Annotated in this window: 27 protein-coding genes and 1 pseudogene; 13 read left to right on the forward strand and 15 right to left on the reverse strand. The window is 70.7% G+C overall.

Features of this window, described 5'->3' with window-relative positions:
- Window positions 1-15: 15 nt before the first annotated feature.
- From OG302_RS04505 to OG302_RS04515, 3 genes are all read right to left on the reverse strand, one after another.
- Window positions 16-801 carry an SAM-dependent methyltransferase gene (locus tag OG302_RS04505; protein ID WP_371525497.1) on the reverse strand — a complete coding sequence of 262 codons (786 nt, stop codon included), beginning with the start codon at window positions 799-801 and terminating at the stop codon, window positions 16-18.
- A 173-nt stretch (window positions 802-974) separates the two neighbouring features.
- Window positions 975-1,901 (reverse strand): serine hydrolase, encoded by a 927-nt coding sequence (locus tag OG302_RS04510; protein WP_371750017.1) that lies wholly within the window; start codon window positions 1,899-1,901, stop codon window positions 975-977.
- 62 nt (window positions 1,902-1,963) lie between these two features.
- Window positions 1,964-2,926: a LysR family transcriptional regulator gene (locus tag OG302_RS04515; RefSeq protein ID WP_371525498.1), complete on the reverse strand. Its 963-nt coding sequence runs from the start codon at window positions 2,924-2,926 to the stop codon at window positions 1,964-1,966.
- Between the two features lie 169 nt (window positions 2,927-3,095).
- On the opposite strand from OG302_RS04515, the gene bla reads away from it, so the two are divergent.
- Window positions 3,096-4,043: a class A beta-lactamase gene (gene bla, locus OG302_RS04520; protein WP_371525499.1), complete on the forward strand. Its 948-nt coding sequence runs from the start codon at window positions 3,096-3,098 to the stop codon at window positions 4,041-4,043.
- Window positions 4,044-4,203: 160 nt separating this feature from the next.
- Window positions 4,204-5,856 (forward strand): penicillin-binding transpeptidase domain-containing protein, encoded by a 1,653-nt coding sequence (locus OG302_RS04525; RefSeq protein ID WP_371525500.1) that lies wholly within the window; start codon window positions 4,204-4,206, stop codon window positions 5,854-5,856.
- Window positions 5,857-5,859: 3 nt separating this feature from the next.
- Here OG302_RS04525 and OG302_RS04530 read toward each other — a convergent pair whose 3' ends face one another.
- On the reverse strand, window positions 5,860-6,546 hold the full coding sequence (locus OG302_RS04530; protein WP_371525501.1) for a ribonuclease H: 687 nt from the start codon (window positions 6,544-6,546) through the stop codon (window positions 5,860-5,862).
- On the reverse strand, window positions 6,539-7,201 hold the full coding sequence (locus OG302_RS04535; protein ID WP_371750018.1) for a TetR family transcriptional regulator: 663 nt from the start codon (window positions 7,199-7,201) through the stop codon (window positions 6,539-6,541). Before OG302_RS04535 ends, OG302_RS04530 begins: the two co-directional genes overlap by 8 nt.
- 118 nt (window positions 7,202-7,319) lie before the next feature.
- Here OG302_RS04535 and OG302_RS04540 point away from each other — a divergent pair, with 118 nt between their 5' ends.
- A complete protein-coding gene (locus tag OG302_RS04540) occupies window positions 7,320-8,258 on the forward strand; it encodes an oxidoreductase (protein ID WP_371525502.1) in 939 nt (312 codons plus the stop codon).
- Between the two features lie 51 nt (window positions 8,259-8,309).
- Here the strand turns inward: OG302_RS04540 and OG302_RS04545 are convergent, their stop codons facing one another.
- Window positions 8,310-9,269: a GNAT family N-acetyltransferase gene (locus OG302_RS04545; protein ID WP_371525503.1), complete on the reverse strand. Its 960-nt coding sequence runs from the start codon at window positions 9,267-9,269 to the stop codon at window positions 8,310-8,312.
- Between the two features lie 128 nt (window positions 9,270-9,397).
- The gene (locus OG302_RS04550) at window positions 9,398-9,907 is read right to left on the reverse strand and encodes a GNAT family N-acetyltransferase (RefSeq protein WP_371750019.1); all 510 of its coding nucleotides are present in this window, start codon (window positions 9,905-9,907) and stop codon (window positions 9,398-9,400) included.
- Window positions 9,908-10,229: 322 nt separating this feature from the next.
- On the opposite strand from OG302_RS04550, the gene OG302_RS04555 reads away from it, so the two are divergent.
- The 4 genes from OG302_RS04555 to OG302_RS04570 all read left to right on the forward strand — a co-directional run bounded on the left by OG302_RS04555 (window position 10,230) and on the right by OG302_RS04570 (window position 14,454).
- Window positions 10,230-10,883: a hypothetical protein gene (locus OG302_RS04555; protein ID WP_371525504.1), complete on the forward strand. Its 654-nt coding sequence runs from the start codon at window positions 10,230-10,232 to the stop codon at window positions 10,881-10,883.
- Window positions 10,884-11,008: 125 nt separating this feature from the next.
- Complete coding sequence (locus tag OG302_RS04560; RefSeq protein WP_371525505.1) at window positions 11,009-11,284, forward strand: hypothetical protein; 276 nt, start codon at window positions 11,009-11,011, stop codon at window positions 11,282-11,284.
- Between the two features lie 92 nt (window positions 11,285-11,376).
- Window positions 11,377-13,860: an FxSxx-COOH system tetratricopeptide repeat protein gene (gene fxsT, locus OG302_RS04565; protein ID WP_371525506.1), complete on the forward strand. Its 2,484-nt coding sequence runs from the start codon at window positions 11,377-11,379 to the stop codon at window positions 13,858-13,860.
- Window positions 13,861-14,016: 156 nt separating this feature from the next.
- Window positions 14,017-14,454: an STAS domain-containing protein gene (locus OG302_RS04570; protein WP_371525507.1), complete on the forward strand. Its 438-nt coding sequence runs from the start codon at window positions 14,017-14,019 to the stop codon at window positions 14,452-14,454.
- A 53-nt stretch (window positions 14,455-14,507) separates the two neighbouring features.
- On the opposite strand, the pseudogene OG302_RS04575 reads toward OG302_RS04570, so the two are convergent.
- Both OG302_RS04575 and OG302_RS04580 read right to left on the reverse strand, forming a co-directional pair.
- A pseudogene (locus tag OG302_RS04575) lies at window positions 14,508-14,713 on the reverse strand (hypothetical protein); the annotation flags it as partial.
- A 37-nt stretch (window positions 14,714-14,750) separates the two neighbouring features.
- Entirely contained in the window at window positions 14,751-15,347 is a 597-nt protein-coding gene (locus OG302_RS04580; protein ID WP_371525508.1) for a TetR/AcrR family transcriptional regulator, read from the reverse strand.
- Window positions 15,348-15,510: 163 nt separating this feature from the next.
- On the opposite strand from OG302_RS04580, the gene OG302_RS04585 reads away from it, so the two are divergent.
- Window positions 15,511-16,395 (forward strand): NAD(P)-dependent oxidoreductase, encoded by an 885-nt coding sequence (locus OG302_RS04585; RefSeq protein ID WP_371525509.1) that lies wholly within the window; start codon window positions 15,511-15,513, stop codon window positions 16,393-16,395.
- A gap of 64 nt (window positions 16,396-16,459) precedes the next feature.
- Here the strand turns inward: OG302_RS04585 and OG302_RS04590 are convergent, their stop codons facing one another.
- Window positions 16,460-17,353, reverse strand: coding sequence for an NADP-dependent oxidoreductase (locus OG302_RS04590; protein WP_371525510.1), 894 nt, complete (start codon window positions 17,351-17,353; stop codon window positions 16,460-16,462).
- Between the two features lie 70 nt (window positions 17,354-17,423).
- Here OG302_RS04590 and OG302_RS04595 point away from each other — a divergent pair, with 70 nt between their 5' ends.
- Entirely contained in the window at window positions 17,424-17,993 is a 570-nt protein-coding gene (locus tag OG302_RS04595) for a TetR/AcrR family transcriptional regulator (protein WP_371525511.1), read from the forward strand.
- A 35-nt stretch (window positions 17,994-18,028) separates the two neighbouring features.
- Here OG302_RS04595 and OG302_RS04600 read toward each other — a convergent pair whose 3' ends face one another.
- On the reverse strand, window positions 18,029-18,358 hold the full coding sequence (locus OG302_RS04600) for a putative quinol monooxygenase (RefSeq protein WP_371525512.1): 330 nt from the start codon (window positions 18,356-18,358) through the stop codon (window positions 18,029-18,031).
- 167 nt (window positions 18,359-18,525) lie between these two features.
- Between OG302_RS04600 and OG302_RS04605 the strand changes: the two genes are divergently transcribed.
- Window positions 18,526-18,843, forward strand: a complete 318-nt coding sequence (locus OG302_RS04605; RefSeq protein ID WP_371525513.1) for an ArsR/SmtB family transcription factor — start codon at window positions 18,526-18,528, stop codon at window positions 18,841-18,843.
- 100 nt (window positions 18,844-18,943) lie between these two features.
- The gene (locus OG302_RS04610) at window positions 18,944-19,552 is read left to right on the forward strand and encodes a GNAT family N-acetyltransferase (RefSeq protein WP_371525514.1); all 609 of its coding nucleotides are present in this window, start codon (window positions 18,944-18,946) and stop codon (window positions 19,550-19,552) included.
- Window positions 19,553-19,574: 22 nt separating this feature from the next.
- Here OG302_RS04610 and OG302_RS04615 read toward each other — a convergent pair whose 3' ends face one another.
- The 3 genes from OG302_RS04615 to OG302_RS04625 form a co-directional block, all read right to left on the reverse strand.
- Window positions 19,575-20,327, reverse strand: a complete 753-nt coding sequence (locus tag OG302_RS04615; RefSeq protein ID WP_371525515.1) for a type 1 glutamine amidotransferase — start codon at window positions 20,325-20,327, stop codon at window positions 19,575-19,577.
- A 63-nt stretch (window positions 20,328-20,390) separates the two neighbouring features.
- Entirely contained in the window at window positions 20,391-21,314 is a 924-nt protein-coding gene (locus OG302_RS04620; RefSeq protein WP_371525516.1) for a hypothetical protein, read from the reverse strand.
- Between the two features lie 248 nt (window positions 21,315-21,562).
- Window positions 21,563-22,831: an aminotransferase gene (locus OG302_RS04625; RefSeq protein WP_371525517.1), complete on the reverse strand. Its 1,269-nt coding sequence runs from the start codon at window positions 22,829-22,831 to the stop codon at window positions 21,563-21,565.
- 301 nt (window positions 22,832-23,132) lie between these two features.
- Between OG302_RS04625 and OG302_RS04630 the strand changes: the two genes are divergently transcribed.
- The gene (locus OG302_RS04630) at window positions 23,133-23,324 is read left to right on the forward strand and encodes a hypothetical protein (RefSeq protein ID WP_371525518.1); all 192 of its coding nucleotides are present in this window, start codon (window positions 23,133-23,135) and stop codon (window positions 23,322-23,324) included.
- Window positions 23,325-23,351: 27 nt separating this feature from the next.
- Here OG302_RS04630 and OG302_RS04635 read toward each other — a convergent pair whose 3' ends face one another.
- Window positions 23,352-23,720, reverse strand: coding sequence for a hypothetical protein (locus OG302_RS04635; RefSeq protein WP_371525519.1), 369 nt, complete (start codon window positions 23,718-23,720; stop codon window positions 23,352-23,354).
- 165 nt (window positions 23,721-23,885) lie between these two features.
- Here OG302_RS04635 and OG302_RS04640 point away from each other — a divergent pair, with 165 nt between their 5' ends.
- Window positions 23,886-24,296: a hypothetical protein gene (locus OG302_RS04640; RefSeq protein ID WP_371525520.1), complete on the forward strand. Its 411-nt coding sequence runs from the start codon at window positions 23,886-23,888 to the stop codon at window positions 24,294-24,296.
- Window positions 24,297-24,323 lie beyond the last annotated feature (27 nt).

The following is a 24,323-nucleotide window of genomic DNA, read 5'->3' on the forward strand; positions in this document are numbered from 1 at the left end:
GGCCCGCTTCCCGCGTCAGGGAATGCGGGCCACCGCGACGTAGAAGCCGCTCAACTCGGCCTTCGGGGCAGGCGATTCCTTGTACCAGTGCGTCGCCGTCACCAGGCCCGGCTCGACCAGTTCCAGTCCCTCGAAGAAGCGCTCCACCTCCGCGCGGCGCCGCATCCTCAGGGGCACCTGGCCCTTCTTGTAGGTGTCGGTGACGGAATCCGCGAGCTCCGGGTGTTCGTCGGTGGTGCCGTGGGACAGCACCAGATAGCTCCCGGAAGGCAGCGCGTCCACCAGGGTGCGTGTGAGGGCGTAGGGGTCCTCGTCGTCGGTGATGAAGTGCATCAGGGCGATGAGGGACAGCGCGATGGGCTGCTTGAAGTCCAGGAGTTCGCGAGCGTGGTCGAGGATCGCCTCGGGGCGGCGCACGTCTGCCTGGACATAGTCCGTGGCGCCTTCCGGACTGCTGACCAGCAATGCCTCGGCGTGCCGCAGGACGATGGGGTCGTTGTCCGCGTACACGACCCGGGAGCTGGGAGCGACCGCCTGAACGATCTGGTGGAGGTTCGGCGCGGTGGGGATGCCCGTGCCGATGTCGAGGAACTGCCTGACACCGTTGTCAGCCAGCCAGGCGGCGGCGCGCTGCATGAACGCCCGGTTCCGCGCCGCGTTCGCGCGTGCCTCGGGCGGCAGCTTCTCGCCCATCTCCTGATCGACCAGGTAGTTGTCCTTGCCGCCCAGCAGCCAGTCGTAGACACGCGCCGGGTGCGGCTTGCTGGTGTCGATGTGGACGTTGGCGTCGTCTGCAGTCATCCATGGCTCCACTACGTGTCCGACCGGTTTCACTGTGCGGTGGGCGCCGTGCCCCCGGCCCAGCCTGCGAGGATCTTCCGAGCCTACAGGTCGAAAGGTCAACTGTTCTGCCTGGTGAGGGAGTTCTCGGGGGCAGTGGTCGGGCGATGGCGGGGGCTGCGGGGCACCCGCGGCTAGAGCTGCCGGAGGTGGTCGCGCAAGCTGCGCGCGACATGTGCCATGAGGGCATCGGCGCCGGGCTGCGTACCGGCCGGCACGAGGGATTCGGTCAGGGCGGCTACCGCGAAGGACTGGCCGTCGGAGTGCTCCACGACTCCGATCTCGTGACGCAGGTTGAGGAGGCTGCCGGTCTTGGAGGACCAGGTACTGGCGTCGGAGTGGAAGTCCGGGGTGAGCCGGTGCCGCAGGACGTTGTGGGCCATGAGGTCGCGCAGCCGCTGGGCCACCTCCGGGTGGATCTTCGACGGCGTCCACAGGGCTTGCAGCAGGTCGACATAGGTGCGGGCGCTGCCCGTGTTGGCCCGGGTGGTGTCGAGCTGCGGCACCCGGTGGCCACGGCCGCTGGTGCCCGCGTCGATGGCCAGGGCGTGGGCGAGATGGACCTGGTCGGCGTCGAAGCGTTCCACGGGGGTGTCGGACAGCTCGCCGACGCTGTGCCGGACGGCGATGCCGCGGATGTCGAACTCATGGAGGATTGCGGTGACCTGGGCGGGCGGGGTCAGCTCGAACAGCGCGTCGGCGGCCATGCCGTCGCTCAGACAGGTGCTCAGGTAGAGCAGGTCGTCGATCGCGATCCGGGCGGGGTGGCGGAAGCGGCTCAGCCCGGTGGGGCCGGGCGTGGTGACGCGCCCCGGCTGCACCTCCAGCGTCGTCGCTCCGTCGAGTTCGCCCCGCCGGATCCGCTCCAGCGTCGCGAGCGCGAGCGGGACCTTGACCAGGGAGGCGGAGGGCAGGTGGGTGTCCGCCTCGATCCCCAGCTCGTCTCCGGTGTGCAGGTCCCGCACGAGCAGGCAGCCGTGCAGACCGCCGTCGCGCAACTGCGTGCGCAGCTCGCGCAGCAGGGTCTCGGTGCGTGCGCCGCCTCGCGTGTATCCGTCCATGCCATCCCCCGTACCGGTGGCCCCACCTGTGCCGGCGTTCATGTCACCACCCCCACCCTGGATCATCGCGCTGCCCCTCCCGTGGCCTCTGCCTGGGTGCCGGTCCGAGACCCTGCCCGGGGCCCAACCGAGGTCCCGGCCGGGGCCCCCGCCGGCTCCCCCGCGCCCAGGCAGCGGGCGATAGCGGCACCCAGGCGCGCCTCGATGTGCTGCGGGTTGCCGTCCGCCGCGGCGGCCAGGGCGTAGCCCCTGCCGAGCGTGACCTCACCCATGGGACGCCAGGTCAGGGCGAGTTCCTCGGCCTGTGCCAAGGAGCACAGCAACAGGTCGCCGGAGCACAGGACTTCGGCCGCGGCACTCGTCAGGTCGGCCGCGGCGACGAGCTGTGCGGGCCGTAGGCCCAGCGCGTCGCGCAAGCGTGTCAGGGGGTCGCGGATGTGCGGTACGTCGTCCTCCGGCTGGATCCAGACGCGCCGGGCGGGACCGGGCGAGGCGCGGCCGACCCGCAGGGTCTCCAGAAAGACGCGCCGTACGCCGGGGTCCCGCGCACCGGCGAGCCCGAGCGGCACGGACCACGTCGCCTCGTCCGCGGGCACCGCGAGCAGCGCGGCGCGCACCTGCTGGGCGCGGAGGAGCTCCGTGCGCTGGGTCGGCGCCGCCACCCGCAGGTCGAGCGTGACACCGTGACCGCGCGCCTCGGCGACGAGGCGGGCGAGACCGACCGTGGAGCAGATCCCCGGTACCGCCAGCCGCCACGGCTTGCGCTTGACGGCCTCCGACTCGTCGAGGAGCACGTCCGCCGCCTGCACGAGCTGCCGGGCGGTGGGCAGCATGTCGCGCCCGAAGGGGGTGAGGACGGCTCGCCGGGAGGTGCGCTCGAACAGCGGCTCGCCGAAGCGTTCCTCCAGCGCGGCGACGCGACGGCTGGCCACCGACTGGGACATCCGCGCCGCGGCCGCTCCGTCGGTGAAGCTGCCGTACTCGCTCACGCTCACGAACGCGCGACATGCTCCCACCAGATCCACGCCCCGGATCCTATGCCAGATCAGCATGGAATCGCGCATGAGCGTATTGGACCGCATACGCACCCCCGGGTGAGGGTGGCTCCGGCACTCACGACCACGCACCGGGACGGAGCCGTGCCGCCCCGTCCCCTATGCGCCCTGCCCCCAGGGCGCCCCGGAGGTTTTGCCCATGCAGCTCACCCGTGCCCGTCTGCGGCAGACCCGTGCCCGTCGCGCCGTTCTCGGTGCGCTCGCCACGTTCTGCATCGTCCCGCTCATGGCCTGCGCGGACGGCGACTCATCGGCTTCGTCGTCACCGTCCACGGCGACCACGAAGCCCGCGGGGGCGACGAAGGCGTCCGGCCGTGAATTCAAGGCACTTGAGCGCAAGTTCGACGCGCGGCTGGGCGTCTACGCCGTCGACACCGGCACCGGGCACGAGGTGGCCTACAACGCCGGGGAGCGCTTCGCCTACAACTCCACGTTCAAGGCACTGGCCGCCGGAGCCGTGCTGCGCAAGTACTCCCTGAGCGGCCTCGACCGGAAGATCACGTACTCCAAGGACGATCTCGTCGCCAACTCGCCGGTGACCGAGAAGCACGTCGACACCGGGATGACACTGGGCGAACTGTGTGACGCCGCCGTCCGCTACAGCGACAACACCGCCGCCAACCTGCTCTTCGACCGGCTCGGCGGCCCCAAGGGCCTGAACGCCGTGCTCAAGAAGATGGGCGACGACGTCACAAGGATGGACCGCATCGAGCCCGATCTGAGCACCTGGGTCCCGGGCGAGAAGCGGGACACGAGCACACCGCGGGCGCTGGCCAAGGACCTGCGCGCGTTCGTCCTGGGGGACGCTCTGCGCAAGGGGGAACGCGCGCAGCTCACCAAGTGGCTGCGGACCAACACCACCGGGGACAACACCATCAAGGCCGGTGTGCCCAAGAACTGGGTGGTGGGCGACAAGACCGGAACCGGCAGCTACTACGGCGCACGCAACGACATCGCCGTGGTGTGGCCGCCCGACGGCGCCCCCATCGTCATGTCGATCCTGTCGAACCGCGGCAAGAAGGACGCCGAGCCCTCCGACAAGCTGATCGCGGAAGCGGCCTCCGTGGCCGTCGACTCACTGTCGTAGCGAAAAGAACGCCTCGCTGTCCTTGGTCATAGCGAAAAGAACGCCCCGGTGTCCTTGACGGAAGCGTGCGGTGCGCACCGCACGGGCTTGCCGCGTGCGCACCGCCCCCCTCCCCGACGTTCCGCTGTCCGCAGCGGGAACCCATGACAAGGAGCCCCCGATGACGGATGTCGCACCGCTCACCGGCCCCGGCCGGAGACCCGTCGGCCCCGGCCGCAGGCCCACGAGGAAGGCGCCCCGCGTGGTGGTCGCGGCGGGCCTGGCCCTCGCACTCGCCGCGGGCATCGGGTACGCCACGGAGCTCGGCCCCTTCGACCCGGGGCCCGCGATACCCGACCCCGAGGCGACGAAGCAGGCGCGCGCTTTCCTCGCCGACTGGGAGGCGGGCCACATGGCGCGGGCGGCTGCGCTGACCTCGCGGCCCGAGCAGGCGGAGCGCGTCCTGAACAGCTTCACCGCCGGGCTCGACATCAGCCGGCCGAAGCTGACTCCGGGGGCGGTCACGGCCGGTGAGGACGGCGCCGTGACCATGGCCTTCACCGCCAGGATGCCCGTCACCGGGCTGGGCACCTGGACCTATTCCTCCGCCGTGCCCCTGCGCAAGCAGGACGACGGCGCCTGGAAGGTGGAGTGGGCGCTGTCCCTCGTGCACCCGAAGCTGAGCGCCACGGACAAGTTCCGTCTTGAGCGGGATGACACCGCCGGGCCCGAGATCAACGACCGCGACGGGAACGCGTTGTCGAGTGAGAAGTACCCCTCCCTCGGCCCGCTCCTTCCCCAGATGGCCGGGGACGCGGGAGGCGGACCGCGTGGCGCGGTGCGGCTCGTCGACCGGGCCACCGGCAAGGTCAAGGCCACGGAAGCCTCGTTCGGCAAGAAGTCCGGCCGGCCCGCCGACCGGCCTGTGGCCACCACCCTCGACGCCACCTGGCAGGCCGCCGCGGAGAAGGCCCTGGCCGCCGAGACCGACGGCAAGGACGCCGCGCTCGTCGCCCTGCGGATCGACGACGGGGAGATCCTGGCCGTGGCCAACTCCCCTTCCTCCGGCTTCAATCGCGCCGTCTCGGGCACCTACGCGCCGGGCTCCACCTGGAAGATCGTCACCACCAGCGCGCTGCTGCTCAAGGACGCGGTCGCACCCGGCGATGTCGTGGACTGCCCCAAGTACCTCACCGTCGGCAAGCGGTTCCAGAACGTCGAGACCTCCGAGCACCGGGGCGCCACCTTCCGGAAGGACTTCACCGCCTCGTGCAACACCGCCTTCATCAGCCTGCGCGACAAGGTCGGTGACGGGGAACTGGGCGATGTCGCAGGCAAGTACTTCGGGGTCGGGCAGAAGTGGAGCGTTGGCATTCCGTCGTACGACGGGTCTGTCCCGACCCCGCGTGACCAGACCGAGAAGGCCGCGTCGATGATCGGCCAGGGCAGGGTGCAGGCCAACCCGCTGATCATGGCGTCCGTCACGGCGACGGCGGTGTCCGGCACCTTCCACCAGCCCACCCTGACGAGCGGCGCCAAGGACACGACCAGGACCACGCCGCTGCCGCGCGAAATCGTCACGCAGCTGCGCGAGTTGACGCGCGCCACCGTCACCGACGGCACGGCCTCGATCCTGGCCGACCTGCCCGGCGACGTGGGCGCGAAGACGGGTACGGCCGAGGTCTCCGAGGACGCGCCCAACAACGGCTGGTTCGTCGCCCACCGCGGCAATGTCGCCGTGGCCTGCGTCGTCGAGAAGGGCGTCACCGGCGGCGCCTCGGCCGGTCCCGTCGTCCGCAGCCTGCTGGGCGCCGTGCCCGACGACCCCTCCTGAGCCTCAGGAGTCCTTGCACTCCACGTGGCCCCAGCCGTGCGCGTTCTTCGTGATCTTCTCGCCCGCGTCGTAGGGCTTCTGGCAGTGGCAGCGGCCGGGGAACTTGGCCTTGATGACTCCGCCCGAACTCCCCTTGCCCGTCCGCGCCGTCGAGCTCTTGCGCGGCCGGGCGGCGGGCGAGGCGGTCATGCGCTCGGGCCGCGGCTCGGGGATCGTGAGCGCCCCGTGGACGGTCCCGGCGGGCTGCTGCGTCGTCGCGGCGTCGCTCGCCGCGACGTCGGCGATCGCGTTGAGGTGGTCGCCGTCCGCCTGGTGGGCGGCGACATGCCGGAAGGTGACCGCCCGGCCCTGCAGCAGTGCGTCGATGCGCACGACGAGGTCCTTGTTTGCCACCGGCTTCTTCGACGCCGTCAGCCAGCCGTTGCGCTTCCAGGACGCGATCCACTTGGTGACCGCGTTCATCGCGTACTGGCTGTCCATGCGGACCTCCAGCGGGACGGCCGGGTCCGTGGACTCCAACAGCTCGGCCAGCGCGGTCAGTTCGGCCACGTTGTTGGTCGCGTCGCCGAGCGGTCCCGCCTCCCACCGCTGCGGGCGCTCGTCGGCATCGGCGACCACCCAAGCCCAGGCCGCAGGACCGGGGTTCTTCTTCGCGGCTCCGTCACAGGCGGCGATGATCAAGTCAGACATCCCTCGATGATGCCAGCCCCGGAGAGCTCCGAAGGCCACCGCCCCTCCGGCGCCTGCCCGCCGGACCCTGGGCTTCGGGAGCGTCCAGCGCCGGGGCGATGACCGCGAAGGCCCGGTCGGTCAGCTCGGCCGGATCCTCGACGCCGTCACTGTCGCTCCACCGTTGCAGCACGGCGTCGAAGGCGCACAGCGCCATTCCGGCGGCGAGCCGCGGGTACAGGTCCACGCCCGCGTCCCGCCCCAGACGGCGCGCCACCTCCCCCGTCAGGTCGTCGCCCCACTGCGCCTGGTGCTCCAGGAAGCGTGCGCGCAGGGCCGGGGTACGCAGGATCAGCCGCACCACGGGCAGCACCCGCTCGGAGTGGTCGCCGCAGGCGGCGAGGGGCACCCACACCGCGTGCCGCAGCGCCACCGAGGGCCGCTCATCGGCGGGGCGGGCCGCCAGCTCCGCGTGGATGCCGACGCCCATGTCCGCCAGGAACTGGACGACCACGTCCTCCTTGGACGCGAAGTACCGGAAGAACGTCCGCCGGGAGACCCCCGCGGTGGTCACGATCTCGTCGACGGTGACCGCGTCGAACCCCTTCCGGGCAAGGAGTTGCAGCGCCGCTTCGGTCAACTCGTTCGAGACGAGCTGTCGTTTGCGCTCGGCCATGGTCACTTCGGGGCGGGAGCTCACCGGGCCATGCTACACGCCAGCCGTACACACCATGCCTTCCATGACACTCAGGCTCCTCTTGACACTGAGTGCCACTGGCGACAACATGTGCCGCATGACGCAGCTACAGCGCTGGACAGCCGAGCAGATTCCCGACCAGACGAAGCGGGTGTTCGTCGTCACCGGGGCCAACAGCGGCCTCGGTCTCGCGACCACCCGGGCGCTCGCCGCGAAGGGCGGGCACGTGATCCTCGCGGTGCGCGACGAGGGCAAGGGCCACCGGGCGGCAGCGGAGATCACCGCCGCACACCCGGGCGCGCGTCTGGAGGTACGCCACCTCGACCTGGCCGACCTCGCATCGGTCCGCGGCTTCGCCGATCGGCTGCACGCCGACCACGCGCACATCGACGTGCTCATCAACAACGCGGGCGTCATGGCGCCGCCCCGCACCCTGAGCAGGCAGGGGCACGAGCTGCAGTTCGCCTGCAACCACCTCGGCCATTTCGCGCTCACCGGACTGCTGCTCGACCTGCTGGCCGCCGGGAGCGACCCCCGGGTGGTGACGGTCAGTTCGATCAACCACCGGCAGGGGCACATCCGCTTCGACGACCTGACCGGCGAGCGCGGCTACAAGCCCATGGGCCACTACAACCAGTCCAAGCTCGCCAACGCCGTCTTCGGCCGCGAACTCCACCTGCGGCTCACCGACTCCCGCAGCCCGATACTTAGCGTGCTCGCCCACCCCGGCTACACCGCGACCAACCTCCAGATGGGCACGCCGACCGGCCCGTGGCGGGTGCTGCTCGGCCGCATCGGCAACCCGCTCTTCGCCCAGCGCCCGGCCGACGGCGCACTGCCCCAGCTGTACGCGGCGACCGACCCGGCGGTGGAGAGCGGCCAGTTCATCGGTCCTGGTGGCCTGGCCGAACTGCGCGGCGCCCCGACCCGGGTGCAGCTGGCCCCCGTGGCCGCGGACGCGGAGACCGGGCGGCGCCTGTGGGAGCTGTCGGAGCAGCTGACCGACGTACGGTTCGCCTTCCCGGCCGCCGTATAGCCGTATAGCCGTATAAGGGCCGGCCGGATCGCCGCCTACCCAGTCGCCCTGTCAGCGGGCCGCCACGGGGCGGATCAACTCCCAGGCCTGAACAGCGAAGTCGAGGGTCATGCCGTGGCGCTCGTACAGGGCGAGGGCGCCACTGCTGTCGGTGTCCACAGCCAGGCCGATCCGCTCGCGCCCCAGCGCCGCGTAGTGGCCGAAGGCATGCCGCAGGAGGTAGCTGCCCAGGCCGTTCGCCCGGGCCTTGCGCAGCACTCCGAGGTGGCCGATCCAGGCCATCGAGGTGCGGTCGTTGTCAGTGTGAAGCACCGCCGCGTCACCCAGGCCGTCGAGGTGCGCGATCCACATCAGCGACCAGTCGGCGCGCTCGGCGTCGAGATCGTCCAGCCACTGTTCGTACGTGCGGGGGTGGAAGTCGAAGTGCTCGGCGAAGGTCTCCTGAAGCAGTGCGTGAGCACGTCGGCGGTCCGGCTCGGCCAGGCAGGGGCGCAGGGTCACACCGGGTGGCGGCTCCGGCAACCGGTCCGCTTCCCGGGACAGGGGGCGGACCATCGAGTTGTAGCGGCGGACCGGCGTCCAGCCTCGTTCACGCAGCGCGCGCAGGTCCATGGTGGGGGCGATGTTGAGGTGCAGGTGCACCACGGCCCGGTCCGCTCCGTTGGCGGCGGCCCGCTCGGCGGCGCGCGACTCCATCAGGTCCAGCAGGTGCTGGGAGGCCTGGGGCCGGTCGGGCAGCGTGCAGTATTCCGTGTCGATCTGCTGACCGCCGGACTCGTCCCACAGCAGGCCGTACGCGACCAGCCGCCCGTCGTCGAACAGCAGCCAGGAGTCGTGCTCCAGGTCAACTTCCGGGTGCTTCAAGTCGGCCTGGACAGCGCTGAGTTCGGTGTCGGCGCGGCCGATCTCCAGCAGGTCGATCTCATTGAGCAGCGCACACACCGCCGCCGCGTCGTCGACCGTCGCGGGGCGCACGGCAAGGCCTGGCGGGAGGGTGGTGGGCATGGTCATGGATCCACTCTCCGATGCCGGGAGCCGGGTCCGCAACGGACTTTTCCGGGGCCCTGTCAGGGGCCTTCCGGCGCCGCGCCGGGGCCACGAGAGCCCCGGCACGGCAGAGTTCCGGCGGTGCCGGACGGTCAGATGCCGAACGGCGCGGCGTAGCGCACCATGCCGCTGGGCAGCGGGTGACCGGCGTCGAGGGCAAGGGCCATCATGGCCTCGTCCGGGACGTCGATGTTGATGCCGATGCCGTACGTCGAGGCACGGGTGAAGCCGAACCGCGGATAGTACGCCGGGTGCCCGAGGACCGTGACGAAGCGCTCGCCCCGGTCCGTGGCCACGCCGAGCGCGGCACGGATCGCCGCGGAGCCCGCACCGGTCTTCTGATGCTCGGGGAGTACGGCGACGGGGGCCAGGCACAGGGCCGGAGTGTCCCCGATGTGGCAGCGGGTCAGCAGCGCGTGGCCGACGATCCTGCCTGCCCGGTCGGTGGTGACGACGGACAGTCCGTCGGTCCACGCGGTGTCGGCGCGCAGCGCGTCGACGAGGTCGGCTTCCGCCGGGGTCTCGAACGCGGCGGCGACGACGGCGCGGATGGCGGGGATGTCAGCGCTGGTCTCGGCGCGCGTGATCCAGGAGTTGCCCATGCTGTTGCTCATGGCGTTGCACATGATGGATGTAGATCCGTTTCCTGGTGGGTTCGTGTGGGTGGTGCCCCGCGAGCTCACGCTCCCGGCGGGGCGAATCCGATCCGACTGAGGTCAGGCCACAGCCCGGGACGTGAGGGTGGTCCGGGCGGTGCGCACGGCAGTGGCCTCGAGCGCGGTCATCAACCCCACCTCCCAACATCCTCGATCCGGATCACACGAACGCCGCCGACTTTACCATCGGGCCGCTTCCGGACGCGCGGCATGCGCCGCCGCCCGCCCCTCCCGTCACGCCCTGCGCGAGACTGTCTAAGGTGCCCGGATGAGTGTTGTGGACATGAAGAAGTCAACGAGCGGGACGAGCGGAACAGTGACCCGGGGGATGTACTTCGTGTTCACCCTCATCGTGATCGCGGTCGGCTGGGCCATCGCTGCCGCCAACACCGGGATCTCTTGTCTCACGGTGGGCACGGACTGGATCCCGATCTCCACCGGAGTCATCGGGTGCTTCGCCTTCGCGCTCCCCGTGGCCCTCCTTCACAACGCCCGGTGGCTCGCCCTCGCCTCCTTCCTGCCGGCGATCGGCGTCCTCGTGGGCTCGGTGCAGTACGCGCCCGAGGCCGCGCTTGACGCCCGGGGCTTGCGCACGAGCGTTCGCATCACGGCCGACAGCGCCGAAGCCGACGGCTCGAACAACCACCGCTTCACCCTCGTCGGCCCGAAAGGCAAGCTCGACGAGCCCCTCACCTACAGCGGGGACAGCCCTGGGTGGGAGGTGGGCGAGCGGCTCGACGTCATCACTGACCCGGAAGGCGTCGTCCCGATGGAGGCCGCATCCGACGTCGACCCCGGGGGCCGACTCGGCACTCTGGCCGTAGGCGTCGGCGGATGGACGGGCATCGCGCTGCTTGCGGGACGACGCGGGTTCGTACGGCGTCGGGCGGGTCATCGTGTGACGCTGGAGGACCTCGCCTGAGACTGATTCCGGAGTTTCCGCACGCGCATGAGCATGAGCCTGCCTCTCGACCGAAGCGGGGCCACGGCAGAAGGGACAGAAACCTTGGGCACTCCGCAAGCCGCCCGAGCGCGGGTGGTACAGCCGTGAACACCGCGGCGGCCACCGGCCTGCTCCACCTGATCGCCGCCGAGCCGACGCTGCTCCCCGCGGCGCCGCAGGACGCGGAGGGCGACACCCTGCTGCGCCGCGTCCACGACGAACACCACCTCTGCCTGGGCTGCGGACGCACGGCGAGCTGCGCCGTCATCGTCCACTCCCCCGCCGGAGACCGCTGGCTGGACCTGTGCTCCTCCTGCTGGCCCACGATCCGCCGCGCCAACGACGTCACCGACGAAGGCGAAGACGAATCGGCACCGTGAGCCGGCACGCCAACTATGTTGGCAGGCACGACACTTGGGCACTCTGAGGGCATCGAGGGGCGCAGCAATGCCGGACATGCCGGAGGTCGACCGTGGGTCATGGGGTTCGCTGGACGGTCGTGGTGATCTCCACGCTGGGCGCCTTTGCCGTGCCGTGGGCCGTGCTGACAGCCATCGACGCGGGTCCGGAAGCCGCCCTCGCGCTCGCGTCGACGGCCAGCGCCTCGGTGTTGAGCGCGGGGGGCTGGTTCGCCGCCCGTGGCTCTGCACCGGCCTCTCCGACCCCAGGCGGTACGCCGATGCCATCACCGGACGAGCCTCTGATCATCGGGCCACTGCCGCACGAGCCCCTCGCCTTCCAGGAACGCGCCGAACTGTTCGAGGCGGTCGAGATGAGCATGGAAAGCGATCGGGTCACGGTCGTCTGCGCGCTCACCGGCGGCCGTGGCGTGGGGAAGACGCAGTTGGCCGGGGCGTACGCGCGCGCTTGTGTGGACGCCGGCTGGAGTGTCGTCGTCTGGATCGTGGCCGAGGTGCCGGGACAGGTCGTCGCCGGGCTCGATGAAGTCGCGGACGTGGCAGGGGTCAAGGGTGGCATCCAGGACGCTCAGCTCGCGGCTGCCGCGGCGCGTCGGTGGCTCGAGCGGCTGCGGCAGCCCGCCCTGCTGGTGCTCGACAATGTCGTCGATCCGGACGAAGTGGCGCCCTGGCTGCCTCGTACGGGCCCCACTCGCACTCTCATCACCAGTACGGTGCGCTCCGTCACCCATCTCGGCGCCACCGTGGACATCGGGGTGTTCACTCGGGATGAAGCTGTGGCGTTCCTGCGCCGGACGGCGGGGGCCGGGGATACAGAGGGCCGCTCCCACGCCGAAGCCGGGGCGTTGGCCGAGGATCTGGGCAAGCTTCCGCTGGCCCTGGCCCAGGCCGCGTGGGTGATCCGTACGCAGGGCCTTACCTTCGCCGAGTACCGGGACCGTTTCCGGCACAACCGGCTCGCGCAGGTCGTCCGGCGTGCACCGGGTGAGCCGTACCCGATGGGGGCGGCGGCCGCCCTGGCGCTGGCAATCGAGCACGTGCAGACCGGCGAGGACGCCGCGGCGGTACGTCGCGTGGTGGAACTCATGTCGCTCCTGTCGCCGTCCGGCGTGCACCGCGACGATCTGCGTAGCGTCTGTGCGGACCAGGACGTGGCCCGGACAGACGGCGCGGTGGGCCGGTTGTGCGAAGCCTCTGTGGTGACGCTGAGCCTGGACGGAACCACCGTCCTGATGCACCGACTCGTCCAGCGGATCGTCCGGGACCAGCTCATCGACGAGGGGCGTCTCGGCGCTCGCCTGGCCGAAGCATCAGCGGCCCTGCGCCGCCTGCTGACGGAGGCCGAAGGCGCCACCACGCCGGACGCAGCCGACCGGGGTCTCACCGACCACATCCTGGCGCTGTGGGCGGCGGCCGAGCCTCTCGGCGATGACGGCCTCCGCGATCTGCTGGATCTGCCGCGAGCCGCGGTGACGCTGCTGGTGGGCCGAGGTGAAGCGGCGCGTGCGTGTGCGGTCGGCCAGGAAATGCTGGCCGAGCACGAGCGGCTCGTGCCGCCCCAGGACGACAACTTCTTCGCGGCGTTGGACGCACTGACCCATGCGTACCAGGCGCTGGATCGGTTCGACGTGGCGGTGGTACTGCGCGAACGGTCTGTAGCCGCCGCACGGGAACGGTTCGGTCCGCTCCACCCGAAACCACTGCGGCGGGTCAACGCGCTCGGCTACGCGCTGGAAGGAGCCGGGCGGCTCGACGACGCGGAGGCACTGCACCGGAAGAATCTCGCCGACAGCCTCGGTGTCAACGGTCCGGACACTCACACGACGCTGCTGGCACAGATCAATCTGGCCAGCACGCTGAGGTCCAGAGGCGACGACGCGGCGGCGCTGGCGCTTTTCGAGAAGAACGCCCGGGACAGTGAGCGCGGCATGGGATCCGACCATGGAGTCACCCGCAACGCCCGCGGTGAACTGGCCCGTATGTACGAGCGCGTGGGTCGCTACGAGGACTCCCTGGCCCTGCACGACCTCGTCCTTGCCGACACCTTTCGCACCGAACGCAGGGGCACTTACCTCCACCTTTGGTGGGGGCGCTACCGGGCGCTCGCGCTGGAGGGTGTCGGTCGCGTCGACGATGCCATTGAGGAACTGAACCATCTGCTGCGGCTGGGGGAGGAAGAGTTCGGCCACGACAATCCGGAGACCCTGGTGATCCGGCTCTTCCTGGCCCGCGCGCACACCGCGGCCGGTCACCATTCCCGCGCCCTCAAGCTCTTCGCCCAGGTCGCCTCCGATCGACGGCGCGTTCTTGGCCCGGACAGTCGTCGCTCCCTCAACGCCCGCCGCAATCTCGGCCTCGCCCTGCTGGCTGCGGGCAAACGCTCCCGCGCCGTCAGCACCCTCAGTGAGGTGCTCGTCGACTACGAGCGCGTACTCGGTCCGGCACACCCCTACACCGAAGGAGCCCGCGCCGACCTCGCCCGCGCCCGTGGGGCGTCCATGCCGGCAAGGCGGGCCCCGATCCCCCGAGGCCGATGAATATCGAAGGCCTTCAGGGGATCACCGTGCAGCCATGTCCCTCGTCCCGATGGGGGAAGCGAGGCGTAGGGCGGGGGGAACGGGGGACCCGGGAGCGACGCGGACCACGCAGCGGCATGCACCCGGGCTTCCGTTCGACGACCACAGGGAGGCGCGATGTCGACGCAGACCCATCGCCTCATCATCCATGAGCTCGCACGGTGCGACGAGTGTGCTGTGCTGCGCGTGAGCGGTGAACTCGACCGGGGCGGCGAGAAGTTCTTCCTGCGCACCCTCGGTACCGCCGTCATGGCCGGTCATCGACATCTCATACTCGACGTGACGGCGCTGGTGTTCTGCGATTCGCGTGGACTCAACTGCCTGCTCGGGGTGCGGTGGTTGCTGCGACGCCGCGAGGGCCAGCTCCTGCTGGCGGGAGCCGGCAAGCATCTGGCCGAACTGCTGGCCCTGACCGGCAGCACGGAGATCTTCCCCCGCTATCTCACGGTGGGCCAGGCCCTGTTGGCCCTGCCGCCCTCGCATCGCCCCGTCTGGCCGCCCTCGCCCACCGCCCACGCGGACGGCAAGCCGGCCGACACCCCGCCGCGCGACTGACGCTACTCCGCCCGGGCCAGGGCGATCGCACCCTGAAGACGCTCCCCTGCCTCGTACATGCTGTTCCTGCGGGTCAGCAGGTAAGGGCCTCCGACGTTCCGCGCGCCCACGTCAGCGTGCTTGATCCCCCGCGATGGCAGGTCGTGTCGGGACACGCGGCGCAGAACGTCTCGGTCGAACCGCTCGGCAGCATCGAGGTGGAGAGCACCGCCTTGTCGTACGTGAAATAGGTGCCGTCCTTGGAACGGGCGAGGCGGGTAACGAACTTTCTTCGCCGAACTGGGCGGCCGGGAAGGTCAGTCGACCGTCGGCACCGCGGCGTCGAGAAGGGGCCCGAGTTCCGTGGCGACGGCGGTCAGCGCACGGACGTCCCGTTCGGCCCGGGCCATCAGAATCGCCCCCTCCAGGGAGCTGATCATGAGGGTGGCGAGCGCGTCGGCCCGCACCTCCGGGACGCCCATGTCCGTCAGGGCGCGGGCCACCGAGCCGCTCCAGGTGGTGAAAGCGGTGGACACGGCCTCTCGCGTGGACTCGGTGGACTCCGCACAGTCGACCGTCGCGGCGGCGACGGGGCAGCCGCCCTCGAATCCGGCGTTCCGGTACTCGTCGGTCCACTGACGCACCATCTCGGCGAACAGCCCGCTGGGAGTCGGCTCGGGCAGGGCCGCGAGGAAACGGCCGATGCGGCGGCTCGCGTAGCGGCCGGCCCAGCCCACCGCCTCGTTGACCAACTCCTCCTTGCCCCCGGGGAAGTGGTGCTGGATCGATCCGCGCGGCGCCCGGGCGTGCGCGGCGACGTCGCGCATCCCCGTGGCGGCGACCCCGTCGCGCCGGATGAGCTGGGCCCCGCTGAAGACCATCCGCTCGCGGGGCCCACGTCCTGACACCGCCATGCCCGACCTCCACCGCTCTCCGACGCCACAGTGCGCCTGTCTTCCGGAACTCACTCTATGACCACCGTCATAAAGTGCACTACTATGACCGCTGTCATAGTCGATGACGGCGACGGCGATGCGTCAGCGCGAGCCGGACGCAGACCGCAAGCGGAGGTGCGTCGTGCACACAGGCTTCGTCGGACTAGGAGTCATGGGTCAGCCCATGGCCCTCAACCTCGCCCGCGCGGGAACACCCCTCCTCGTCTGGAACCGCACCCCGGCCCGCTGCGAACCCCTGCGCGCCGCCGGGGCCGACATCGCGGCCGGCCCCGCCGACGTCTTCGACCGGGCCGACGTCGTGATCCTCATGCTGGCCGACGAGAGCACCGTCGACGCGGTCCTGGGGCGCGGGACACGGGACTTCGCCGCGCGCGTCGCCGGGCACGTCATCGTCCACATGGGCACGACGTCACCGGCGTACTCGGGCGGCCTCCAGGGCGACGTCCGCGCCGCGGGCGGGCGCTATGTCGAGGCCCCGGTCTCCGGCTCCCGAGTCCCGGCGGAGCAGGGCCAGTTGGTGGCCATGCTGGCAGGTGATGCCGACGCCGTGGACGCCGTGCGGCCCCTGCTCGCGCCCATGTGCCGGGAGACGTTCGACTGCGGACACGTCCCCGACGCCCTGCAGATGAAACTCTCGGTCAACCTCTTCTTGATCACGCTGGTGACCGGTCTGGCCGAGGCCTTCCACTTCGCCGACCGGCACGGACTCGACCGGCGCCGCTTCCTGGACGTCCTGGACGCGGGCCCGATGGCCAGCCCCGTGTCCCGCGTGAAGGCGCCGAAACTGCTCGCCCGCGACTTCGCCGTCCAGGCGGCGGCCAAAGACGTCCTGAAGAACAACCAGTTGATCGCGGAGGCCGCCCGTAAGGCCGGTCTGGCATCTCCCCTCCTCGACGTCTGCCATGCCCTATTCGAGGAGACCGTGACGCAGGGCCACGGCGGCGAGGACATGGTGGCCGTACTGCGCGCGCTGGAGGCACGGACCGACTCCGCGCGCTACGACTGATCATCGCTGCGGTCCGTGCCCCTCTGCGGGCGCGTGGGAACCCTGCGGGTGTGTGGGAAACGGGTCAGACGACGATGACTCGGCGCCCGCGCGTGTGACCGGCCTGGCTGTCGATGTGCGCCGCCGCGGCCTCGGCGAGGGCGTACGACTTCTCGACCGGGATGTGGAGCTTTCCCCGCGAGATGAGGCCGACGGCCTCGGCGAGCGCGTCGGGCACGCTCCCGGCCACGCCGGAGAACCGGACACCGAACTCCGGCGCACCGAGATCGGCGATGCTGATCACCTTTTGGGAGTCTCCGGTCAGCTCGACCAGCTCGCGGATCACTCCCGAGCCCGCCAGATCGAGAGCCGCGTCGACCTGGCCGAGCTGCCGCACCCGCTCGACCCAGCCCTCGCCGTACGTGGTGGGCACAGCGCCCAGGCTGCGCAAGTAGTCCTGGTTCGCGCCCCCCGCCGTGCCGATCACCGTGATGCCGCGGTCGCGGGCGATCTGCAGCACGGCCGATCCGACTCCCCCGGACGCACCGCTGACCAGCAGCGTCTGCCCGGGCCGCACTCCGACCTCGCGGATGATCCGCAGCGCGGTCTCGACCACGGAGGGATAACCGGCCGCCTCTTCGAACGTCAGACCCTCGGGCATACGGGCCCAGGCCGACAGTACGGCGAACTCGGCGTAGGTGCTCGACCCTTCGCCGAACACGTGGTCGCCGACCGCGACCCCTTCGACGCCCTCACCGATCTCGTCCACCGTCCCCGAGGCGTCAAGCCCGACCCCGGCGGGCAACTCGGTCGGATGGGCCCCAAGGACCTGGCCTTTCCGGACCCTCCAGTCGACGGGGTTCACTCCCGCCGCCCGTACGGCGATACGTATCCGGCCGGGGCCCGCGTGGGGCTCCTCGGCGTCGGTGAGGTGCAGGACATCCGGACCGCCGAACTCGGCGAAGCTCACTCTCTTCATGCGACCGAACGTAGCACTAACCGATAGCTTTTCCTAACCGTTTTTGTTTTGTATTTGCTAGCGTTCGGGCATGACCGAGCCGTCCGGACGCCGCGAGCGCAAGAAGGCCGCGACCCGCAAGAAGATCGCCGACACCGCCCTGCACCTCTTCCTGGAGCGCGGGTACGACGCGGTGGGCATCCGCGACGTGGCCGCCGAGGCCGACGTGGCCGTCACCACGCTCTTCTCCCACTTCGCCTCGAAAGAGGCCCTGGTGTTCGACCTGGACGCGGACTTCGAGCAGCGCCTCGCCCAGGCAGCCGCCGGCCGGCCGGCGGGCGAGCCGCTCATCCCCGCACTGCACCGCGAGATCCTCGCCCTGGTGCGGCACTGCACGGCGGACGGCGCGGCCCCGATCTGGCGCCTGATCGACGAGACGCCCGCCCTGCGGGAGTACGAGGGATCGATGAGGCTGCGCCACGCGGAGTCGCTGGCCGCGGCCATCGCCGCCGATCCCGGACTGTCGCAGTCCGCGACGGCCTGCCGGGCGATCGCGAGGTTCGCGATCGACGCGTTCTCGCTGGCCCGCGAGGCGGCCGACCCGGAGGCCGCGGTGGACGAGATCTTCTCGATGGTCGAGGCGGCCTGGAAAGCCACCTGACCTTCCAGGCGCCCGCAGCGGGAACTCCCCCGCGCTCAGGCCTCGACTGCGGGCCGGTAGGGGCTGTGCATGGTCAGGAAGCGGATGTCGAGGTCGGACCGCAGGTAGTCCATCCGCCGCTCCCAGAAGGCCCGCATGTGCGGGAGCGCCAAGTGGGCGTCGAGATCGGCCTGGGAGCGCCAGGCCTCGTAGAAGACGAAGACGCCGGGCTCGTCCCGGTCCTCGTGGAAGTGGTACTCCAGGCAGCCGGGCTCTTGCCGCGTCGGCTCGACGAACGAGAGCAGGAGCTCTTTGAGTTCGTCGGTGCGTTCGGGCTTGGGGCGGGCGGTGCCGACGAGCGTGAACGGCGTTTCCATCTGGCCCATGAAGGCTCTCTCCTCGACAGACATTGATAGACGTCCAAAGACGTCGGTGGGCGCATCGATGGATAGGTACGATTGATCTCGTACCTCGATGCCGGACGGACGCTAGCGGGCCTGCAGGTACGATGCAAGCCGTACCTAAGAGCCGTATCCAAAGGGAGGCGCCCGGCATGCCCGACGACGAGGGTCATCCGACCGTCGAGGAGATGCGGCTCGGTCCGGTGCTCGCCGCGCTGGCGGACCCGCTGCGCCGCCGCGTGGTGCGCGAGCTGGCCGTGGCGCCCGACGGCACGGCGCGCACGTGCAGTTCCTTCGCGCTGCCGGTCTCCAAGGCGACCGTCACACATCACTTCCGCGCGCTGCGCGAGGCCGGTCTTATCCAGCAGGTCTCCCGCGGCAACAGCCGGATGGCCACCTTGCGCCGGGCAGATGTGGAGCAGCGGTTTCCCGGGCTCCTGGAAGTCGTGGCAGCCGAGCCGGAGGAGTGAGCCGCGCGGGACCAGCCCTCTCGACGCACCGCTCTCCACCCCGGGGACCTGCGGAAATGCAGCAGACCTCCAGGGTGGCGATCACGTAAGGTGCGGCAGCATGAACCAGGTTTCCCGTGCTGACGTCCGTCCGATACGTGCCGATGAGTGGCTCCGGGTGAAGGAGCTGCGGCTCGCCGCGCTGAAGGACCCGGTGGCTCCGATCGCCTTTCTCGAAACGTACGAAGAGGCCGCCGCGAAGCCGGACTCCTTCTGGCAGGAGCGGGCCGAGAGGGCGGCCGACGGGACGCGGGTGCGCCAGTTCGTCGCCGAGGGCCCGGGCGGGACCTGGAGCGGCACGGTGACCGTACTCATCGAGGAACCGGACAGCGACGACGTGTTCGGCGGGGCGATTCAGCGCCGCCAGGCGCATGTCGTCGGCGTCTTCGTCCGTCCCGAGCACCGCGGAAGCGGAGTGATCGATGCGCTCTTCGAGACGGCGGTCGAGTGGGCACGGTCGGTGCCGGACGTGGCGCGGGTGCGCCTGTTCGTCCATGAGGACAACGCGCGGGCCGAGACGTTCTACCGGCGGTACGGATTCGCGCGCTCCGGGGTGACCGTCCCGATGAAGGGCGATCCCTCCAAGCTGGAGCGCGAGATGGTTCTCGGTGAGCGGAAGGGTGCGTCCGACTCCGCCCATGACTCCCCGGCCGGGCAGCAGTTGCCGTAGTTCCCGGCAGTCGCGGCAGTTCCTACAGGCCTGCGCGTCCCACGAACAGACCCCGCAGATGGGCCAGGCTCCGCTCGGCCCGCGGACGCAGGTCGGCGGCGACGGCACGGGCATCGGCCCGCAGCCGGTCCTCGGCACCGGCGCCGAGGAAGTCCACGGCTTCAGTGGCGAACGACGGGTCGGCAAGCCAGTCGTCGAGGAGCTCCGGAGTGACCTCCAGGTGGAACTGGAGCCCCCAGGCGGCCGGCCCGGCCCGGAACGCCTGGCACTCGGTGGTCTCGGTCCGGGCGAGGACGCGCGTGCTGTCGGCGGGGATGATCCGGTCGCCGTGCCAGTGGAGTACGCCAGGGGCGTCGGCCAGCGGGCCGACGACCGGATCATCCCGGTCCACGTCGCGCAGCGGAGCCCAGCCGATCTCGCTCCCCCGGCCGAGAGCGGCACCGGACCGCACCGGCATGTCCTGGGCCCGGGCCAGGAGTTGAGCGCCCAGGCACACGCCCAGAGTCGGGACCCCGGCCCGCAGCGCGTCGGCCAGGAGGTCCCTCTCCAGCTTCAGCGCCGGATGCCCGGCCAGGTCGTCGGCGTTCATGGGGCCGCCCATCACGACCAGGCCCGCCAACTCCGTCACCGGCGGCAGATCGCGGGCCGAGGCGCCCGGCGTGTCGATCAGGTTCAGGACATCGACGTGGAGCCCGCTGCCCTCCAGGGCTTCCAGGATCAGGCCGGGCTTCTCGACCTCGACGTGCTGAAGGATCAGGACGGTGCGCGCGGACATGCGGGGTCTCCAACGGGGTTCAGCGGAGTCGAACGGGCCCAGCGGGACCCGGTGCGGTTCGGTCTAGTGGCGGATGCGGACGCCATGGCGGGTGCGCATGCGGTGCAGTTCCCACAGCGCCACCGCGGTCACGGACATCGGCCCGCCGAGGACCGCGCACCACTGCGCGAGGGGAGGCCCGGGCGGCAGTCCGCCTTCGAGCGCGAGGCTGGAGAGCATCAGCTCCCAGACGAGTACGACGGTGAGCGCGGCCGGCAGAGCGGCGTGCACGTTCGACGTGTTGAAGGCATAGCGGGCGGCGAAAGCGGAGGCGAAGAGGAGGAACGGCAGCAGCCAGACGAGCCCGATGAGCAGCGCGAGAGCGATGAGGCCGTTCACGAGCGTGCCGTAGTTCTGCTTGAGCACCAGGGCGCTGCCCGCGAGCACGAGGCCGACACCCGCCAGGATGCCGATGTACCAGCCCACGGCCTTGAGCGGCGCACGCAGCCGGGAGCGGAGCACGCTCCGATGGGTGGCGGGCGCGTAGCGGATGAAGCCGAAGACGATGAGGGGCCCGGTGATGATGAGCAGCAGTGGGGCGAGGATCAGCTTCACGACGCCGTCGTTGGCGACCCCGCTCCAGCCCTCGTCCGCCCCGTATGTGTAGACGAGGAGGAGGCTGGCGGCCAGACCGGCGATCGCCCGCCCCAGCTGCACCTTCGTCACGAGCGGATCCTCGACGCGCCCGGCACCGGGCTGGTTGAAGATCGCCTCGGCGCGGCGGCGGGCGGAACGGATGAACGGGATGAGCGGCGAGACGAAGAAGAGCGCGCATCCGGAACGCCGCCGCCGGACGGGCTGCGGCGGGAGCGGGTATGGATACGGCTGCGGCTGCGGGGGCAGGTACGGACCGGGCTGACCGGGTCGCGGCGGTCCGTACGGGTTCGGACCACCGCCCTGCGGCTGGCCGTTCCCTGGTCCCCAGCCCTGATATCCCCCGTGTGCCACGGTTCCCCCTTGCCTCCTGCGACGCTTCTGAGCGGGCGCAGTTTACTGGCCGGAACCGGAACCCCGTCACCGGGCAGAGGGAAGGGAACGGGAACGCGGGGCATACGTCGGCCGGTTGCTCCGATATGCGCGTTTCGCGGATCGCGCCGGTAAATCGGTGGACCCATAAGCCGGTAGCCGGTGGCCGGAAGTCGAACCGCCGCGCCTGACACGGCGGTTCGACTTCCGGTCGTGGTCCGTCCGCGGACCTAGGCGACCTTCTGCTCGTACCCCACGAGACGCACGCACGCGGCGAGCCCCGCGATGGCCTGCTCGAGCTCGGCGAGGCTCGGGTAGCTCGGCGCGATGCGGATGGTGGCGTCGCGCGGGTCGTCGCCGTACGGGTGCGTCGCACCGGCCGGGGTCAGCACGATGCCCGCGTCGGCGGCACGGCGTACGACCTCCTTGGCGCAGCCGTCGGCCACTTCGAGGGTGACGAAGTAGCCGCCCTTGGGGTCGGTCCAGCGGGCGAGGCCGGTGCCGCCGAGCTCCGCCTCCAGGATCCGGGCCACGGCCTCGAACTTCGGCTGGAGCAGGGCGCGCTGGCGCTCCATGTGGGCCCGCACACCGTCGGCGTCCCGCAGGAACATGACGTGCCGCAGCTGGTTGATCTTGTCAGGACCGATCGAGCGCTTGGCGTTGTTGGCGAGCAGCCACTTCAGGTTCGCGGGCGACGAGCCGAAGAAGGCGACGCCCGCACCGGCAACGGTGATCTTCGAGGTGGAGCCGAAGACGAAGACACGGTCCTCGTTACCGGCGTCCGCGCAGGCGGTGAGCAGATCGGCGATCTCGACGGGCTCTTCGGTGAGGTGGTGGGCGGCGTACGCGTTGTCCCAGAAGATCCGGAAGTCGGGCGCGGCGGTCTGCATCGAGGCGAGACGGGCGACGGTCTCGTCGCTGTAGCAGACGCCGTCGGGGTTGCTGTACTTCGGGACGCACCAGATGCCCTTGACCGCCGGGTTCTCGGCGACGAGCCGCTCCACGACGTCCATGTCCGGACCCTCGGCGGTCATCGGCACGGGAATCATGTCGATCCCGAACCGCTCACAGAGCCCGAAGTGCCGGTCGTAACCCGGAACCGGGCACAGGAACGCGATCCGCTCCTGGTCCACCCAGCGCGACTCGGCTCCCGGCACCACGCTCAGCAGGGCGTGCACCAGGCAGTCGTGCATCAGCTCCAGGCTGGAGTTGCCGAGCGCGAGGAGCTGCCCGGCCGGCACCTGGAGGACGTCCGCGAAGATCTCCCGGAGCTCCACCAGACCCTGCAGACCGCCGTAATTGCGTACGTCCGCGCCGTCGGCGGAGGTGTGCCGCCCGCCCGGCAGGCTCAGCATGTCCTCGGAGAGGTCGAGCTGCTCCGGCGCCGGCTTGCCACGCGTGAGGTCGAGCGAGAGCCCTCGTCCCGCGAGGTCCTGGTAGTCCTGGCGGGCCCGCTCAAGGAGCCCGGTCACGGCGTCGGGGCTCAGCTCGGTGGTCATGGTGTCTGTGTCCTTACGTTGTCGGCGCCGGCCGGGCCGGTGAGCTGCCCGTGCCTGCGCCGGAGGTATCGGCACTGCCTGCCGAGGATACAAAGCGATGGCCTGCCCATGTCCGGGCAGGTGGCGTTCGTCACCCTTCCGGTACCGCGCGCTCCCGGCGCTGGACGCCTGCCCCGTGGTCACACACGTCACTCCTGTCGTGCATGTCACGCAGGGCACGCAGGGTCACTGGAGCAGTTCGATGTGCGGATGCTCCGGGACGCGTAAGCGTTGTAGTGAGCGCAGCCGCACCACCCAGCCCGTGTTCGGCCCCTACGTCAACGGCATGATCGCCCCGTGTGCGTTCTGGGCCGCCGAGCCCCGCGAACCGGGCACGGCCATCGCAAACGACGCACCCGTACTGATACTCCAGGCCCGCCACGACAACGCGGTCAACGACTATCTGCGTACGGGCGATCTTCCCGCCCATGACAGCACGTGCGTCCGGTGGTAGCCCGCCCGTTCCTCGGCCGACGGACCGTCAGCCTGTCCGGAAGCGTCGGAGCAGGTCGAGGGCTGCGGGGCTTTCCGAGGCGAAGCCCTGCAGTCCCTCCTGCTCGGCGGGAACGCCCGGCCCCCACAGGCGCGCGCCGTGGCACCGGAAGCAGAACGCCATGCGGAACAGCAGTCCCGTGGAGCTGTGGGCCCGGATCCCCCAGCCCGGCAAGAAGCAGCGGTGCAGTTCGTCGTCGGGGATTCCCGCCAGCAGTGCCAGTGCGTCGCGGGCCTGATCGGCCGCCCACAGCGCGACGTCCTGGCCGATCAGGTCGGCCGAACCGACGTTCACCACAGGGTCGGTGAGCCGGACGACCTCGATCAGCTCGGTCTTCTCACAGGACGGCAGCAGCATGCGTCCAGCATCGTGCACGCACCGGGAATTTGTGTCGACTCCTTGCACAACCGGAACCAACCTCGGCCTCCGTGAGTACCCTTCTCCCCCCGGAAGAGCTGACCGATTCCCGGGCGTCTCAGTCCCCTCCTGTGCCCGCCACCCGCTCTGGCCTACCATCAGTCGGTGGCCATGCGGGAGATGCGACCCCAGGGCGGTGCGATGCGCACGGCCCTGTTCGCCATGGCCGTCCTCTTCCTGCTCCCCATGCTCGGGATCGACGGGCCGTCCGGCACCGCTGTCACGAGGGCCGCCGAGGAACGCGGCGCGACCGCCGTCGTCTTCGGCCCGTACGCCGAGCGCACGACCCACAGCCGTGACAGTGACCGGGACCGCGACGGCGGCCGTGGCTGTCACGAGGGCGAGAACGGGGCCCCGCGCGAGGCGTTGCCGGCTCCCGAACGGACCAGTTCGCCCACCTTCGAGGTGGCGCCCGCGTCGTACGAGCCGCGGGACGAGGCCCCCGCACTGCCCGGTGCCTCTCCCCCGGACGCGACGTCCGTGGACCTCTACAGAACCCAGGTCATCAGAACGTAGACGGGATCTCTCCACCCGCACCCCGCC

This window comes from Streptomyces sp. NBC_01283 (assembly GCF_041435335.1).
In the GTDB taxonomy this organism is placed as follows: Bacteria; Actinomycetota; Actinomycetes; order Streptomycetales; family Streptomycetaceae; genus Streptomyces.